Annotated in this window: 17 protein-coding genes; 5 read left to right on the plus strand and 12 right to left on the minus strand. The window is 59.6% G+C overall.

What is annotated here, in order from left to right; translation table 11 throughout:
• The first annotated feature begins 136 nt into the window (after window positions 1-136).
• The 3 genes from KGA83_RS11010 (at window position 137) to KGA83_RS11020 (ending at window position 2,651) form a co-directional block, all read left to right on the plus strand.
• Window positions 137-1,144, plus strand: coding sequence for a methionine ABC transporter ATP-binding protein (locus KGA83_RS11010; protein ID WP_007986164.1), 1,008 nt, complete (start codon window positions 137-139; stop codon window positions 1,142-1,144).
• A complete protein-coding gene (locus KGA83_RS11015; protein ID WP_108218742.1) occupies window positions 1,144-1,818 on the plus strand; it encodes a methionine ABC transporter permease in 675 nt (224 codons plus the stop codon). The genes KGA83_RS11010 and KGA83_RS11015 overlap by 1 nt, the downstream gene beginning before the upstream one ends.
• Before the next feature lie 62 nt (window positions 1,819-1,880).
• Window positions 1,881-2,651 (plus strand): MetQ/NlpA family ABC transporter substrate-binding protein, encoded by a 771-nt coding sequence (locus KGA83_RS11020; RefSeq protein ID WP_108218743.1) that lies wholly within the window; start codon window positions 1,881-1,883, stop codon window positions 2,649-2,651.
• 166 nt (window positions 2,652-2,817) lie between these two features.
• On the opposite strand, the gene KGA83_RS11025 is transcribed toward KGA83_RS11020, so the two are convergent.
• Genes KGA83_RS11025 through KGA83_RS11045 form a run of 5 tightly spaced genes read right to left on the minus strand, consistent with a single transcriptional unit; the run spans window position 2,818 to window position 6,720 of the window.
• Window positions 2,818-3,453 carry an SCO family protein gene (locus tag KGA83_RS11025; protein ID WP_108218744.1) on the minus strand — a complete coding sequence of 212 codons (636 nt, stop codon included), beginning with the start codon at window positions 3,451-3,453 and terminating at the stop codon, window positions 2,818-2,820.
• Entirely contained in the window at window positions 3,450-4,349 is a 900-nt protein-coding gene (gene cyoE, locus KGA83_RS11030) for a heme o synthase (RefSeq protein WP_108218745.1), read from the minus strand. The genes KGA83_RS11025 and cyoE overlap by 4 nt, the downstream gene beginning before the upstream one ends.
• On the minus strand, window positions 4,337-5,410 hold the full coding sequence (locus KGA83_RS11035; RefSeq protein WP_223529717.1) for a COX15/CtaA family protein: 1,074 nt from the start codon (window positions 5,408-5,410) through the stop codon (window positions 4,337-4,339). The genes cyoE and KGA83_RS11035 overlap by 13 nt, the downstream gene beginning before the upstream one ends.
• A 10-nt stretch (window positions 5,411-5,420) precedes the next feature.
• The gene (locus tag KGA83_RS11040; RefSeq protein ID WP_108218747.1) at window positions 5,421-6,014 is read right to left on the minus strand and encodes a hypothetical protein; all 594 of its coding nucleotides are present in this window, start codon (window positions 6,012-6,014) and stop codon (window positions 5,421-5,423) included.
• Complete coding sequence (locus KGA83_RS11045) at window positions 5,980-6,720, minus strand: SURF1 family protein (protein WP_223529719.1); 741 nt, start codon at window positions 6,718-6,720, stop codon at window positions 5,980-5,982. The genes KGA83_RS11040 and KGA83_RS11045 overlap by 35 nt, the downstream gene beginning before the upstream one ends.
• 71 nt (window positions 6,721-6,791) lie before the next feature.
• On the opposite strand from KGA83_RS11045, the gene KGA83_RS11050 reads away from it, so the two are divergent.
• Entirely contained in the window at window positions 6,792-6,995 is a 204-nt protein-coding gene (locus tag KGA83_RS11050) for a twin transmembrane helix small protein (RefSeq protein ID WP_108218749.1), read from the plus strand.
• Between the two features lie 32 nt (window positions 6,996-7,027).
• Here the strand turns inward: KGA83_RS11050 and KGA83_RS11055 are convergent, their stop codons facing one another.
• The 4 genes from KGA83_RS11055 to coxB all read right to left on the minus strand — a co-directional run bounded on the left by KGA83_RS11055 (window position 7,028) and on the right by coxB (window position 11,424).
• Window positions 7,028-7,915: a cytochrome c oxidase subunit 3 gene (locus KGA83_RS11055; RefSeq protein ID WP_108218750.1), complete on the minus strand. Its 888-nt coding sequence runs from the start codon at window positions 7,913-7,915 to the stop codon at window positions 7,028-7,030.
• A gap of 25 nt (window positions 7,916-7,940) precedes the next feature.
• Entirely contained in the window at window positions 7,941-8,492 is a 552-nt protein-coding gene (locus KGA83_RS11060) for a cytochrome c oxidase assembly protein (RefSeq protein WP_108218751.1), read from the minus strand.
• A gap of 129 nt (window positions 8,493-8,621) precedes the next feature.
• Entirely contained in the window at window positions 8,622-10,214 is a 1,593-nt protein-coding gene (gene ctaD / locus KGA83_RS11065; RefSeq protein WP_103397925.1) for a cytochrome c oxidase subunit I, read from the minus strand.
• An 82-nt stretch (window positions 10,215-10,296) separates the two neighbouring features.
• Entirely contained in the window at window positions 10,297-11,424 is a 1,128-nt protein-coding gene (gene coxB, locus KGA83_RS11070) for a cytochrome c oxidase subunit II (protein ID WP_108218752.1), read from the minus strand.
• 369 nt (window positions 11,425-11,793) lie between these two features.
• Between coxB and KGA83_RS11075 the strand changes: the two genes are divergently transcribed.
• Complete coding sequence (locus KGA83_RS11075) at window positions 11,794-12,444, plus strand: hypothetical protein (RefSeq protein WP_108218753.1); 651 nt, start codon at window positions 11,794-11,796, stop codon at window positions 12,442-12,444.
• Window positions 12,445-12,564: 120 nt separating this feature from the next.
• Here KGA83_RS11075 and KGA83_RS11080 read toward each other — a convergent pair whose 3' ends face one another.
• The 3 genes from KGA83_RS11080 to KGA83_RS11090 all read right to left on the minus strand — a co-directional run bounded on the left by KGA83_RS11080 (window position 12,565) and on the right by KGA83_RS11090 (window position 16,215).
• Window positions 12,565-14,091, minus strand: coding sequence for a SulP family inorganic anion transporter (locus KGA83_RS11080; protein WP_108218754.1), 1,527 nt, complete (start codon window positions 14,089-14,091; stop codon window positions 12,565-12,567).
• A 90-nt stretch (window positions 14,092-14,181) separates the two neighbouring features.
• Window positions 14,182-14,913, minus strand: a complete 732-nt coding sequence (locus tag KGA83_RS11085; RefSeq protein ID WP_108218755.1) for a carbonic anhydrase — start codon at window positions 14,911-14,913, stop codon at window positions 14,182-14,184.
• A 243-nt stretch (window positions 14,914-15,156) separates the two neighbouring features.
• On the minus strand, window positions 15,157-16,215 hold the full coding sequence (locus KGA83_RS11090; protein WP_108218756.1) for a PA0069 family radical SAM protein: 1,059 nt from the start codon (window positions 16,213-16,215) through the stop codon (window positions 15,157-15,159).
• Window positions 16,216-16,230: the final 15 nt, after the last annotated feature.

A 16,230-nucleotide genomic window follows, 5' to 3' on the forward strand; every position in this document is an offset into this window, starting at 1 on the left:
CTGACCTTTGATCGCGTTATTTCCAAATGACAGGACAAATGCGAAATAAATGCTAAGAACCTCTATACGGACAGGCTAAAATGCGCGCCCGGCTAACCGCTGATCCTTTTCTAACGCGCCCCACAAGGTTCGCTACGTGATCGAGTTTCAAAACGTCCATAAAACCTACCGCGTCGCCGGTAAGGAAATCCCCGCTCTGCATCCGACCAGTCTGACGATTGAGAACGGGCAGGTTTTCGGCTTGATCGGTCATTCCGGTGCAGGAAAAAGTACCCTGCTGCGTCTGATCAATCGCCTGGAAAACGCCAGTGGCGGCAAGATCACCGTCGACGGTGAAGAAGTCACCGCGCTCGACGCCAATGGCCTGCGCCGCTTCCGTCAGCAGGTCGGGATGATTTTCCAGCACTTCAACCTGCTGGCCTCCAAGACTGTCGCCGACAACGTCGCGCTGCCACTGACCCTGGCCGGCGAGCTGTCGCGCAGCGAGATCGACTCGCGCGTGGCCGAGTTGCTGGCGCGGGTCGGTTTGTCCGACCACGCGAAAAAGTACCCGGCGCAATTGTCCGGCGGACAAAAGCAGCGTGTCGGCATTGCCCGCGCCCTGGCGACCAAGCCAAAAATCCTGCTGTGCGATGAAGCCACCAGCGCCCTTGACCCGCAAACCACCGCATCGGTGTTGCAGTTGCTGGCCGAGATCAATCGCGAGCTGAAACTGACCATCGTGTTGATCACCCACGAGATGGACGTGATCCGCCGGGTCTGCGACCAGGTAGCCGTGATGGACGCTGGCGTGATCGTCGAGCAAGGCTCGGTGGCCGAGGTGTTCCTGCATCCGAAGCACCCGACCACCAAGCGCTTCGTGCAGGAAGACGAGCAGATCGACGAAAGCGAACAGCGTGACGACTTCGCTCACGTGCCGGGGCGCATCCTGCGTCTGACCTTCCAGGGCGAAGCGACCTACGCGCCTCTGCTGGGCACTGTCGCCCGGGAAACCGGTGTCGACTACAGCATCCTGGCCGGTCGTATCGACCGCATCAAAGACATCCCTTACGGGCAACTGACCCTGGCCGTGACCGGTGGTGACATGGAAGCGGCCTTCGCCCGCTTCACCGCAGCCGACGTCCACATGGAGGTGCTGCGCTAATGGAAGCCCTGACAAGTTTCTTCGTCAATATCGACTGGTTCGAAATCTGGCTGGCCACCTGCGACACCCTGCTGATGCTCGGCGGTTCGCTGTTGTTCACTGTCCTGCTCGGCTTGCCGTTGGGTGTGCTGCTGTTTCTGTGCAGCCCGCGCCAGTTGCTGGAAGCCAAAGGCGTCTACGCGATGTTGTCGCTGGTGGTGAACGTTCTGCGTTCGTTGCCGTTCATCATCCTGTTGATCGTGATGATTCCGTTCACCGTGTTGATCACTGGCACATCCCTCGGTGTCGCGGGTGCGATCCCGCCGCTGGTGGTGGGTGCCACGCCGTTCTTCGCCCGTCTGGTGGAAACCGCCCTGCGTGAAGTGGATCGCGGCATCATCGAGGCGACCCAGGCCATGGGCGCGACCACGCGGCAGATCATTACCAACGCGTTGCTGCCTGAGGCCCGTCCAGGCATCTTCGCAGCGATTACTGTAACCGCCATTACACTGGTGTCCTACACGGCAATGGCTGGTGTCGTGGGCGCCGGTGGTCTGGGGGACCTGGCGATCCGCTTCGGTTACCAGCGTTTCCAGACCGATGTGATGGTCGTGACGGTGGTGTTGCTGCTGATACTGGTCCAGGTACTGCAAACCGTTGGCGACAAACTGGTTGTGCATTTCTCCCGTAAATAAGACATGAGCCGGCCATTCGCTGGCAGGCGCCGGAAACCGGTGCCGCACAAGGAGTTAGCTGAATGAAAAAACTACTCGTGGCCTTCGCGGCCGTTGCCGCGTTCTCTGCCCATGCGCAATCCCTGACCGTCGCGGCCACCCCGGTACCACACGCCGAGATCCTCGAATTCGTGAAGCCGGCCCTGGCCAAAGAAGGCGTGGACCTGAAGGTCAAGGTATTCACCGACTACATCCAGCCGAACGTGCAGGTCGCGGAAAAACGCCTGGATGCCAACTTCTTCCAGCACCAGCCGTACCTGGATGAGTTCAACAAGGCCAAGGGCACCCACCTGGTTTCCGTGGCCGGTGTGCACCTGGAGCCCCTGGGCGCTTACTCCAGCAAGTACAAGACCATTGCCGAACTGCCTGGCGGTGCCAACGTGGTGATCCCGAACGATGCCACCAACGGCGGCCGTGCGCTGTTGCTGATGGCCAAGGCCGGCCTGATCAAGTTGAAGGATTCGAACAACATCCTGTCGACCGTCAAGGACATCACCGAGAACACCAAGGACCTGAAAATCCGCGAACTGGAAGCCGCGACCATCCCGCGCGTGCTGACCCAGGTCGACCTGGCGCTGATCAACACCAACTACGCGCTGGAAGCCAAGCTCGATCCGTCCAAGGACGCGCTGTTCATCGAAGGCAGCGACTCGCCGTACGTGAACATCCTGGTGGCCCGTCCGGACGACAAGGACAGCGAAGCGATGAAGAAACTGGTGGCTGCCCTGCACAGCCCGGAAGTGAAGGCCTTCATTCTCGAGAAGTACAAAGGCGCGGTAGTGCCAGCGTTCTGACCGAACGGCTGCAACGAAAAAGGGGCGCATCGAATGCGCCCCTTTTTTGTGCCCGAAACACAGCCCCTTGTAGGAGCGAGCTTGCTCGCGAAGGTGTGTCAGCCACTGTGATGTCGACTGACACTCCATCGCGAGCAAGCTCGCTCCTACAGAGGGATTGCGGTGCTTAATTGCGTTTGAGCATCACCGGCAACTGTGCCACCAACTTCGCATTATTCAACGGCGCGCGGATGAAGCCGCGCTGGGTGCCGTCCGGCCCGATCACCGCGAGGTTGCCGCTGTGGTCGACGGTGTAGTTCGGCTTGCTGGTGTCCGCCGGAATGTATGGAATGCTCACCGCGTTGGCGATTTTTTGCAGCTCTTCGGTCGACGCCGGGGTCAGGCCGATGAACTGCGGGTCAAAGTAACCCAGGTACTGCTTGAGCTGCTTGGGCGTATCGCGATTGGGGTCGATGCTGACCAGCACGATTTGCAGTTTATCCACCGCTTCTGGCGGCAACTCGCTCTTGATCTGTCGCAGTTGGGCGAGGGTGGTCGGGCAGATGTCCGGGCAGAAGGTGTAGCCGAAGAACAGCAGGCTCCACTTGCCTTTCAATTCATTGATCGCGACCGGCTGGCCGTCCTGATTGGTCATCGTCACGTCCGGCAGATTACGGCTCTGCGGCAGCAAGATGATTCCGGCGTCGATCAGCGCTGTCGGATCGCCTTGATTCTTCCCGGATAGCACCTTGTTGACGGTCAGGCCCAGGATCAGTGCGACCAGGGCAACGAGAATGAAGACGGTTTTCTGGGTTCGAGTCATAGGTTCAACAGTAAGTAGTGGTCTACGAGCAGGGCGATAAACAGCAGGAACAAGTAGTAAATAGAGTACTTGAACGTGTTGATCGCCGCGTGCGGCCGAGTGCCACGGTACAGCACCACGGCCCATTGCAGAAATCGCGCACCCAGCCCGAGCGCACACACCAGGTACAGCATACCGCTCATGTGGATCACGTAAGGCATCAGGCTGACAGCGAGCAATGCGAAGGTATACAGCAGGATATGAATCTTGGTGTAGTGCACGCCATGGGTGACCGGCAGCATCGGTATGTCGGCCTTGGCGTATTCCTCCTTGCGATGGATCGCCAGTGCCCAGAAGTGCGGCGGGGTCCAGGCGAAGATGATCAGCACCAGCAGCAGCGGTTCGGCGCTGACGTGACCGGTGGCGGCGGTCCAGCCGAGCAACGGCGGCGCAGCACCGGCCAGACCACCGATGACAATGTTCTGCGGGGTCGCGCGCTTGAGAAATCCGGTGTAGATCACCGCGTAGCCGAGCAACGAGGCGAGGGTCAGCCACGCGGTCAGCGGGTTGGTGAACGTCAGCAACATGGCTTGCCCGAGGGCCGCCAATACGAACGCGAACGTCAGCGCGGCGCTTGGTGACACCCGACCTTCGGCGATCGGCCGTTTGTGGGTGCGCGCCATGACTGCGTCGATGCGCCGGTCCACCACATGATTGACCGCCGCCGCGCCACCGGCACACAAAGCGATGCCCAGGTTGCCGAAAATCAGCACCGTCCACGGCACACCGGCACGGGTCGCGAGGAACATCCCCACCAGCGAAGTGATGAGCATCAGCACCACGACTTTGGGTTTGGTCAGCTCCAGGTAGTCACGCCAGATCGCCTGACTGGGACGTTCGCCGATCAGAATCGCCATGGCATCTCTCCTTTTATTGTTATGGGCCCGGCTGAGTGTTTACGCGGGCTGAAGTGCCAGCGCGTTGGCTGCTTGACCCGGACCAGACTGGTTCGGGCGTGGTAATTGACCAGCACCATGGTCAGCAACAGCGCCGCGCCGCCCGCGTTATGCGCGACGGCCACTGGCAGCGGCAGATGGAACAGCACGTTGCTGATGCCCAGTGTGATTTGTGCGCCAAGGGCGATCAGCACCAGGCCTGCCAGGCGCGTCATGCCGACAACTTTCAATTGCCAGGCCAGACCGAGCAACACCAGGGTGACCAGCAACGCACCGATGCGATGGGTCAGGTGAATGGCCGTACGGGCATCGCTGTCCAGTTGCCCGCCGAGATAGTTCGGACCGATGTGTTGGGTCAGGTGAAAGCCATTGGCGAAGTCGGCAGGCGGCAGCCATTGGCCGTGGCAAGTAGGAAAGTCGATACAGGCCACGGCGGCGTAATTGGAACTGACCCAGCCTCCGAGGGCGATTTGCCCGATCACCAGCAGCAGTCCGGCCGTCGCCCAGTGCTGCAGGCGTCGCGGCACGGTCAGCGCCGGCAGTACGCCGGACAGGCGCAAGGTCAGCAGAAACAACAGGCTCAAGGTCGCGAAACCGCCAAGCAAATGCCCGGTAACCACCTGCGGCCAGAGCCTGAGCGTTACTGTCCACATGCCGAACGCAGCCTGGCCAAAAACCACAGCCAACAAAAACAACGGCAACTTCACCGGTTGTCCCGGATGACGGCGATGTAACCACGCGCGACCGGCCAACACCGTGATCAATATCCCCAGCGTGCCGGCGGAGTAGCGGTGGATCATCTCGTTCCAGCCCTTGTGGGCCTCGACCGGAGCGTCCGGGAAATGCAATTCGGCATGGGCCAGCTGGGCTTCGCTTTTCGGCACGCTGATGAAGCCGTAGCAGCCGGGCCAGTCCGGGCAGCCGAGGCCGGCGTGGGTCAGGCGGGTGTAGGCGCCGAGCAACACCACAATCAGTGCCAGCACGGTGGCAAACAGCGCGAGGCGAAATCCAGGTTTGGCCATGACGATGCCCTTATCCGATGTTCGACAGTTTCAGCAGGTGACGCAGGTCGTTGAGCAGGTCCTTACCCTTCACCGACGGGTCATAGCGCAGCACCAGGTTGCCGTGAGGGTCGATGATCCACAGGTGCGGCGCGTCATTGCTCTGAGCACCTTTGGTGTAGGTCGGCAAGTCCAGTGAATAGCGTTGCAACTGCGGGTACTCGCGTTGAAGTTTAGTCTCGTAATCGCTGTTCAGCGTCTGCGCGGCAGCCAATGCATGGCTGGCGCGGGACGCATCGCGGCCGAGGCCGATCTGGACCTGCCGCGCCAGATACACCAGTTGCTGGCAGTCCACCGCACAAGCCTTGGGCGCCGTTACCAGTATCTGCCAGCGATCCTCCTGAGCCTGCACGCCGATGTCGGCACGGGTCTGGCCGTTACCGATCAGTTCGCCGTGATAACTGCGGCCCTCGGGCACCCAGAAATTCAGCTTGTACATGCCGGTGGCAAGGATCATCGGACCGATCACCCCGAGCAGGATCAGCAGCAGTTGCATGCGGCCCTTGCGCCGGTTCACCGACGGTTTCGCCTCAGACATGCTGGGTGGATTCATGGCCGCTCCCATGGTGTTTCTCCTTTGCGTTGTGCCAGCCGAGATAGAGATAAAGGCCGAACAGGGCGATCGTCATGGCGAACCACTGCACGGCATAAGCAATGTGTTTTTCCGGCCCCATCGCCACCACCGGCCAGTCGGCCTGATAAGTGGCGGGGCCGGTTTCGGCGCGTAGCTCAAAGGCAAAGCCTTCGCGGTTCAGCGCAGTCCAGAGCCTGGTTGGCTCAACGGCCGTAATCAGCTTCGGCCATGTCAACGTTGTGGGATCTGCGTGCAATTGGAACGTCGCACCGGGGGAGATGTAGACCCACGCGTCGAGGCTGACCGCTTCGGTGGGTGTCTTGAATTGGGGTGGTGTGCGGCGCTCCGGCCACGGCAGCCAGCCGCGATTGACCAGCAGCCAAAGTCCGGTGGCCTGATCGTGAAACGGTTGCAACAGCTCGACACCAACCCTGCCGTTGCGTTGACTGTTGTCCAGCAGCAGGCTGTGTTCGGCATCGAACCGGCCGTACAGGTGAACCCGACGGAAGGCCGGGTCTGTCGTGTGTTGCAGTTCGGTGCTGGCCATCGGCTCGGCGACACGGCGCTCGGCGTAGGTTTGCAGCAGCGCGCTTTTCTCCGCGCCCCGGCTCAATTGCCAGAACCCCAAAGACACCAGCAGCGGCAGCAACAACGCCACCACCAGCGTTGGCACGATACCTGGCCGAAAGCGCTTCATGGCGTCGCCAGAAAGTTGGTCATCGCGATAGCTATACTCAAATGCATCGCTTCTCCCCCCGGAGTCTCACCATGCTCAAAGCAGCCATCGTCCTGATGCTGATTGCCACGGTTGTCAGCCTGTTCAGCGGCCTGTTTTTTCTGGTCAAGGACGACAGCCGCTCAAACCGCCTCGTCATTGCCTTGAGTGTGCGAGTGACGCTGGCCGCCCTTACCCTCGGTCTGATCGCCTGGGGTTTTTTCAGCGGCCAGTTGGTATCGCATGCCCCTTGGTAGCTGTAGGAGCGAGCTTGCTCCTGCAAGCTGCTTTAAAGCACATAGACGAAAACGAACAGCCCGATCCACACCACATCCACGAAGTGCCAGTACCAGCTCGCCGCTTCGAAGCCGAACTGATGCTCGCTGTCGAAGTGCCCGCGCATGATCCGCATCAGCATCACGAACAGGATGATGGTGCCGATGGTCACGTGGGCGCCGTGGAACCCGGTGAGCATGAAGAATGTCGCGCCGTAGATGCCCGAGCCCAAGGTCAGACCCAGTTCGTGATAGGCGTGAATGTACTCTTCGGCCTGGAAGGTGAGGAACCCACAGCCCAACAGTACGGTGAGCGCCAGCCAGAGTTTCAGTGCGCCGCGATGGCCCTTTTTCAAGGCGTGGTGGGCGATGGTCACGGTTACGCTGGAGCTCACCAGTAACACGGTATTGAGCAGCGGCAGGCCCCAGGGGCTGATGACTTCCTTGGGCGGCGGAAACAATTTCGAGTCGGGGTTGTTCAGCAACGGCCAGACGAATTCGAAGTTCGGCCACAGCATGTGCGCGATGCCTTTGGCGCCCTCACCGCCGAGCGCCGGCCCGGAGATGTGACGCACATAAAACAGCGCGCCGAAAAAGGCGATGAAGAACATCACCTCCGAGAAAATGAACCAGCTCATGCCCCAGCGGAACGAGCGATCCATTTGCGCGCTGTACAAACCACTGCGACTTTCCTTGATCACCGTGCCGAACCAGCCGAACAGCATGTAAGCCACCAACAGGCCACCGACGAAAAAGATCAGTGGCCCGTGGGATTCCGGGCGCGCCGCTTTCAGATCATTGAACCAGGTGGCCAGGCCGTACACGGTGGTGACCATGCCGAGCGTGGCGATGATCGGCCATTTGCTCTGGGCGGGAACGTAATAATGTTCATGAGTTGCCATTTATTGTTCTCCTTATCGGGCACGCTCAGCCGCCAGTGTTTACAGCTACCGGAGGATGTCGGGCGGTGATATCGAACAGCGTGTAAGACAGCGTCAGGTGCTTCACTTCCTTGGGCATGTCACGGTCAACGATGAAACGTACCGGCATCTCGATCCGTTGACCGGGCTGCAGCACTTGCTGGGTAAAGCAGAAGCATTCGGTCTTGTGGAAGTACGCCGCCGCGGTGCTCGGCGCAATGCTCGGCACCGCTTGGGCGCTCATCGGCTTATCGGTGGGGTTGTGGGCGATGAAGATCATTTCGTTCACTGCCCCCGGATGGGCCACCAGTTCCTCGCCCTTGGGATAGAAGTCCCAGGGCATATCGGCGGTGTTGGTCGACAGAAACTGCACGCGCACCTGCCGCGAGGTGTCGACCGTTTGCTCGCCCTCGTACTGCCCGGCGGTCTTGCCGTTGATGCCGAACGCCTTGCACATCACGTCGTAGATCGGCACCAGTGCAAACCCGAACACAAACATCGCCACCACCACGGTCAGCAGGCGCGTGACCAGTTTTTTCAACGAAATAGAGTCAGCCATGACTTCCGCACAACCCTGTAGGAGCGAGCTTGCTCGCGAAAAACTTGAAAGCGCCGTTGTGAGTCAGGCTTCCAGCGTTATCGTTGACGGCCATCGCGAGCAAGTTCGCTCCTACAAGGGTCACAGTGTTCATTTCACTTCCGGCGGCGTGGTGAAGGTGTGATACGGCGCCGGTGACGGGATGCTCCACTCCAGGCCTTCAGCCCCATCCCACGGTTTGGCCGGTGCTGGGGGGCCACCGCGAATGGTCTTGATCACGATGAACAGGAAGAAGATCTGCGTGGCGCCGAACATGAATGCACCGATCGACGACACCATGTTGAAGTCGGCGAATTGCAGGTTGTAGTCCGGAATCCGTCGCGGCATCCCCGCCAGCCCCACGAAGTGCATCGGGAAGAAGGCCATGTTCATGCCGATGAACGACAGCCAGAAATGCAGCTTGCCGAGGGTTTCGTCGTACATGTGGCCAGTCCATTTCGGCAGCCAGTAGTAGGCCGAGGCGAAGATCCCGAAGATCGCCCCCGGCACCAGTACGTAGTGGAAGTGCGCAACCACGAAGTAGGTGTCCTGGTACTGGAAGTCCGCCGGGGCGATGGCCAGCATCAACCCGGAGAATCCGCCGATGGAGAACAGGATCACGAACGCCACGGCAAACAGCATCGGCGTCTCGAACGTCAGCGAGCCTTGCCACATGGTGCTGGCCCAGTTGAACACCTTCACACCCGTTGGCACCGCAATCAGCAGTGTGGCGTACATGAAGAACAGCTCGCCCACCAACGGAATGCCGACCACGAACATGTGGTGCGCCCAGACGATGAACGACAGGAACGCGATACTCGCCGTGGCGTAGACCATCGAGGTGTAGCCGAACAATGGCTTGCGCGAAAAAGCCGGAATGATCGAGCTGACGGCACCGAAGGCCGGCAGGATCATGATGTACACCTCGGGGTGACCGAAAAACCAGAACACATGCTGGAACAGCACCGGGTCACCGCCACCGGCGGCACTGAAGAAGCTGGTGCCGAAATGGATGTCCATCAGCATCATGGTTACGCAGCCCGCCAGTACCGGCATCACCGCAATCAACAGGAACGCGGTGATCAGCCAGGTCCAGACGAACAGCGGCATTTTCATCAATGTCATGCCGGGGGCGCGCAGGTTGAGGATGGTCGCGATCACGTTGATCGCCCCCATGATCGAACTGATCCCCATCAAGTGAATGGCGAAGATGAAGAAGGTCACGCTTTCCGGCGCGTAGGTCGTCGACAGCGGTGCATAGAAGGTCCAGCCGAAGTTCGGCCCGCCGCCGGCGGTGAACAGGGTCGATACCAGCAGCAGGAACGCTGCCGGCAACAGCCAGAAGCTGAAGTTGTTCATCCGCGGCAGGGCCATGTCCGGCGCGCCGATCATCAGCGGGATCATCCAGTTGGCGAGGCCGACGAAAGCCGGCATCACTGCACCGAAGACCATCACCAGACCGTGCATGGTGGTCATCTGGTTGAAGAACTCCGGCTGGACGATTTGCAGCCCCGGCTGGAACAGCTCGGCACGGATCACCATGGCGAACGAGCCGCCAAGCAGGAACATGGAGAATGCAAACCACAGGTACAGCGTGCCAATGTCCTTGTGGTTGGTGGTCAGCACCCAGCGCATCAAGCCTTTGGCGGGGCCGTGGGCGTGGTCGGTGGCGGTATGAACATGTTCATCGATTACAGCAGTCATGTCCTGTCTCCTGCAAACAGATGGGCTGGGCAGGCCGGGGTGCATAGCCCCGACCGGTTCCGTACGTGCGCAATAGACCGGGTCATTTGCTTTCCGCCTGTTTCAGCTCCAGTACTTCTTTAGGCGTGACCATGTCGCCTTTGTTGTTACCCCAGGCATTACGCTCATAGGTCACGACCGCCGCGATATCGACTTCCGATAGTTGCTTGCCGAACGCCGCCATTGCGGTGCCGGGCTTGCCGTGGAAGACAATGCTCAGGTGAGCGTCTTTCGGTCCGGTGGCGATTTTCGAGCCCTTGAGCGCCGGGAACATCGGCGGCAGGCCCTGACCTTCGGCCTGGTGACAGGCCACGCATGTGGTGTGATAGACCTTGTCACCGCGATCCTTGAGTTCGTCGAGCGTCCATTCCTTGCTGGTCAGTTCTTTGAGCTGCGCGGCCTCGACCTTGCGATCGGCCAGCCATTTTTCGTAATCGGCCTTTTCCTTGACCTCGACCACCGTCGGCATGAAACCGTGATCCTTGCCGCACAACTCGGCGCACTGGCCACGGTAGATGCCGGGCTTGTCGATGCGGGTCCAGGCCTCATTGACGAACCCGGGAATCGCATCGCGCTTGACCGCAAAAGCCGGCACCCACCAGGAGTGGATCACGTCGGCGGAGGTCACCAGGAAGCGCACCTTGGTGCCGACCGGCAGCACCAATGGCTTGTCGACTTCGAGCAGGTAGTGCTCGCCCTTGGTTTCCTTGTTGTGGATTTGATCTTGGGGGGTGGTCAGGTTGCTGAAGAACTCGATGTCCTGGCCCAGGTACTTGTAATGCCACTTCCACTGGTAGCCGGTGATCTGTATATCGATCTCCGGCTCGCTGGCGTCGTACATCTTGATCAGGGTTGCGGTAGCGGGAACCGCCATGGCCACCAGGATCAGGAAGGGTACGATGGTCCAGAGGATTTCGACGGTGGTGCTTTCATGAAATTTGGCGGCCACCTGCCCGGTCGAGCGGCGGTGGAGAATCATCGACCAGAACATGGCACCAAAAACGATGATGCCGATCACCACACAGATCCAGAAAATGGTCATGTGCAGGTCGAATACTGCGTGACTGATTTCAGTCGCTCCAGGCGCCATATTCACAGTCCAGGCCGCTTGCGCCTGACTGAAAATCGACCACAACAGGAGGCCCATCCAGACATGTGGATGTCGCATCATTGCGGGTTCCCCTTATCGTTCTTTTTATCCCGCCGGCTTTCACCTGCGGCAAGGGAGCGGCTGCATCAGACTACGAACTTGAGCACCGGGCCTTGCTGCATATGCAGTCGGGCGTCATCAGCTAACTCCATTCAATGGCGAGTATAGACAGCGACTCCGACCACGCAACGCGATGACGTAAATGATCTGAAACAGCGGGGACTTGCGTTCAAGGGCACGATTGGAGAAGGATGCAGACGAGTGGTGGCAAATCGATATAACGCAGATGCATCAAGGATGAAATAATTATGACAAATGCGTCTTAGCATTTTTCGTAAGCCAGCTAAGTTATGTCTTCCCTATTTCATTGCCTTGTTTCCTGGAGTTTTCATGAACACCGCCGCATTGCGCGAGCAGATCCAAAAAGCCCAACAACATGAAGCCGAGACCGGCCTGCTGACGCGTCAGCTGGAAAGTAAACTGCCTCATCTACACCCGACGATCCAATTGCCGGAGACCGATACCAACGGCGTACTGACGCGATTTGTCACCGCCTACATCGAAGAAGTCCCCGATCTGCTGGATGCAGCCAATGAAGTCGCCAGGGAAGCGGGCATTGAGTCACAGATCAAACCGGTGCTGAATATCGCCGAGCAGTACTTCCTCCAGCCGCCAGCCATCATGGCCGGCCATGTCGGGCTCGACAGCCTGCTGGATGAAGCCTACCTGTCGCACCGGTTTGTCGAAGAGGTCAATGACCTGTACATCAAGCATTTCGGCCAGCCACTGATCCCCTTGGACATGACTGTCGCCAACCTGATTGCTCACCAATTGATCGGTGAGGAGTTTGCCAACCAACTGGACGAAGTCGTACATCACGCGTTCGATCAAATGTTGACCGAAGAGAGCTTTGCGCTAGAGTCGGTGGAAGCCTACCGCGACAAGCTCAGCAGCCCGAACACCGGTGCCGCGTGGAAGCGCTGGCCGTGCATGTCGCGCCGTTTGGGCGTGGGCCTGGAGCTGGATCAGCCGGCAGCTTGATCCATCGGTAAACACAATCCCTCTGTAGGAGCGAGCTTGCTCGCGATGGGGCCACGTCATTCAACATCAATGTTGACTGATCCGCCGCCATCGCGAGCAAGCCCGCTCCCACACTGTTATCTACCCGGTCGCGCCGACGCCGGTATTCGTCCGCACCCGCCCCTCAAGCCTGCGCTTCAACCCCCGCGATTCAATCAACAGCTTCGATCCCTTGGCCGCATTCGCCCGACCCCATTCCTCCAGCAACTCCAGACACGAGTGATCGATGTAGCTCAGATTATTGAGCGGCACATGCACCGTCGCGCCTGGTGGAATACTACCCAGCACCTGCGTCAGCGCCGGCACTTTGAGGAAGGTTGCAGCGCCTGTCAGGCGCAATTCCATTTGCCCTTCCTGCGGCAGGTCGATCAGGCTGATTTTCAACCGCGAAGCTTTAAGCGCCAGCTTCACCAGCGTCAGACCGAAGCCAATCAACACGCCAGTCAGCAGGTCCGTGAAAACGATGGCGAGCGCGGTCGCCGCGTAAGTGAACATCGGCGCCCGACCATACCGGCCCAAACCGCGAAAGACCTTGAGGTCCACCAGTTTGAAACCGGTGTACACCAGCACGCCCGCCAGGCTTGCCACCGGAATGCTTTGCAGGACACTGGACAGCAACAGCACGAACGCCAGCAGCCACAGGCCGTGGAAAATGGTCGAAAACCGTGTAGTTGCTCCGGCCTGAACATTCGCCGAACTGCGTACGATAACGCCCGTCATCGGCAACGCCCCAAGCAAGCCGCACAGCATGTTGCCGATACCTTGTGCCGACAGTTCCCGGTCGAAGTCCGAGCGCTGGCCACTGTGCATGCGATCAACCGCGGCGGCCGAGAGCAAGGTTTCGGCGCTGGCGATAAAGGCCACGGCAAACGCGGCGATCAGCAAGGCGGGATCAGCCAGGTTGAGCATGTCCACCGGCTTTAGCCAATCGATGGCCTCCGTCAGGTTGGCCGGTACCTCAACCCGTTTGACCTGCAACGCCAGCACCAGGCTGGCAAGCGTGGCCAAACCGACGCCAAGTAGCGCGCCAGGAACGAAGCGCAGGGATTGTGGACGGAGCTTTTCCCACAGCCACATGACGGCAATCGTCGACAAACCGAGCAAACCGGCTTGCCAGCCAAACGTGGGCAACGCCTGAGCCAGTGCCGCCGGGAAGGCTGCCAGGTTATCCAGGCCCGAGGGTTTGGGCACGGCATCCAGCATCACATGCACCTGAGACAGGATGATCAGCACGCCAATCCCGGCCAGCATGCCGTATACCACCGCAGGTGCCGTCACCCGAAACCAGCAGCCCAGCTTCAAACGGCCAGCCACCAGTTGCAGAAAACCTGCCAGCAACAGTATGGGCCCAAGCATGGCGATGCCGTGCTGGCGGACCAGTTCGAATACCAGAACGGCCAGGCCCGCCGCCGGGCCGCTGACTTGCAGTGGTGAACCGGCCAACCAGCCGACTACCAAGCCACCGATGATGCCGGTGATCAGCCCTTTCGCCGGCGGCAGTCCCGAGGCAATCGCGATGCCCATGCACAGAGGCAGGGCGACCAGAAACACAACCACCGAAGCCAGCAGCTCCCGTGGCAGAACAGCTTTGAGTCGAGCAGCACGCATGGTGAGTCTCCCGAAGTTTTCTTCAGCCATGGCAAAGCCAGGCTGCCTGAACGGCGGCCTCGGCTAAACCACACAACGATTTAGGAGGATTTAGAAGCGCGCTTTTGGCGTCGCCACAGGAATCGGCAGGCTGCCATTTAGCGGCAGGAAACAGCCTTGATCGGCGTCGTACGCTTTGATTTCGCTGGTTTCGATGTTGTAGACCCAGCCGTGGATAAACAGCTGACCGTTGGCCATGCGTGAGGCCACCGACGGATGGGTGCGCAGATGCTGCAATTGGGCGATCACATTCTCTTCGGTGAGAATGTGCATGCTTTCGCTTTCGCTAGAGCAGTTGCAGTTCTCCTGCACCATGGTTTTGGCCACTTCGGCATGACGCAGCCAGGCTTTGACCGTGGGCATTTTTTCCAGACTGTCCGGGTTGAGCACCGCACGCATGGCGCCGCAGTCGGAATGCCCGCAAATGATGATGTGATGCACCCCCAGAGCCAGTACGGCGTACTCGATCGCCGTGGAAACACCGCCGTTCATTTGCCCGTAAGGCGGTACAACGTTGCCGACATTGCGGGTCACGAACAGATCGCCGGGGGAGCTTTGGGTAATCAACTCGGGCACGATGCGCGAATCGGCGCAGGCAATGAACATCGCTCGTGGCCGCTGGGCCGTGGCGAGTTTTTTGAAGAGCTCTTCCTGCTGGGGAAAGACCTCATGATGAAAATGCAAAAAACCGTCAACGATATGCTGCAACGCTGCATCGGCGGTTTCCGCCTCGGGTTCGGGCGATGCCGACGCAGCCAACGGCTGTTTATCCTTGTCACTCATGATTCATCCTCATTGGCGGAGTCAGGAAGTCATCCCGCGTGGTCCGGTGTGAAGCCAGTGGCTGGTAAAAAAACATCCAGGCGAAACATCTCGACCCATCAGTCACTCGATGAACAAGGTAGCGATCGAATCTTAATTGAAACTGAATAAAACGCTCTAGGACGTGTGTTCCAGGTCACAAAAACCGTGACCAGCCTAATGCGTGAGCGCAATCTTCAGTACTCAACCATAGGTCAATTGTCCTCAAATCAACGACATTTGGCGACCCGGCGGACAAAAGGCTTCGCAGTCCAGATTGAACCCCTCCCGGTGATTGAGTCCCAGCCGTTTGATCGCTTTGGCAAAGCGCTGCGCCAGCAAGTCCGCAAGCGGGCCTTCACCGCGCATCCGCGCACCAAAGCGGCTGTCATAAAGCTCGCCGCCACGGCTCTGGCGAATCAGGCTCAGCACATGCGCCGCCCGTTGCGGATAGTGGGTGCCCAGCCATTCCTCGAACAGGGGCGCCACTTCAAGTGGCAAGCGCAGCATCATGTAAGCGGCGCTCTGTGCGCCGGCGCCGTGGGCCTCGGCGAGCAGACTTTCGAGTTCGCTGTCGTTGATCATCGGAATCATCGGTGAACACAACACGCCTACCGGGATGCCTGCATCGCGCATGACCCGGATCGCCCGCAACCGGGCCTTGGGCGCTGCAGCGCGCGGTTCGAGGATGCGTTTGAGTTCGTCGTCCAGGGTGGTCAGGCTGATCATTACCGCCACCAGTCTTTGGCTGGCAAGCTCGGTCAGCAGATCCAGGTCACGAAGAATCAGCGAACCCTTGGTGACGATGGTGACCGGATGGCGGTAGCGCAGCAACACTTCGAGGGTTCGGCGGGTGATTTGGTATTCACGCTCAATCGGTTGATACGGGTCGGTGTTGGAACCGAGGTTGATTGGAGCACATTGATAGCCACGTTTGGACAACTGCTGCTCCAGCACATCCACGGCGTTGGTCTTGGCGATCAGCTTTGTCTCGAAATCCAGCCCCGGCGACATGTCCCAATAGGCGTGACTGGGGCGCGCATAGCAATAAATGCAACCGTGCTCGCAGCCGCGATAGGGATTGATCGAGCGATCGAAGGGCAAGTCCGGCGACGTGTTGCGGGTAATGATGGTTTTCGCCGTTTCGATGCGCACCTCGGTGCCCTGTGTGAGCGGTACTTCCTGGTACCAGCCATCGTCCTCAGCCACCGAATGGCTGGGGGCAAAGCGGTTGTGCGGGTTGGTGGCGGTGCCGCGGCCACGGGGAGGCAATGGCGTGTGCATGGCAAAATCCTGATA

Origin of the sequence: Pseudomonas sp. GL-R-19, assembly GCF_019956375.1 — a bacterium.
GTDB lineage: Bacteria > Pseudomonadota > Gammaproteobacteria > Pseudomonadales > Pseudomonadaceae > Aquipseudomonas.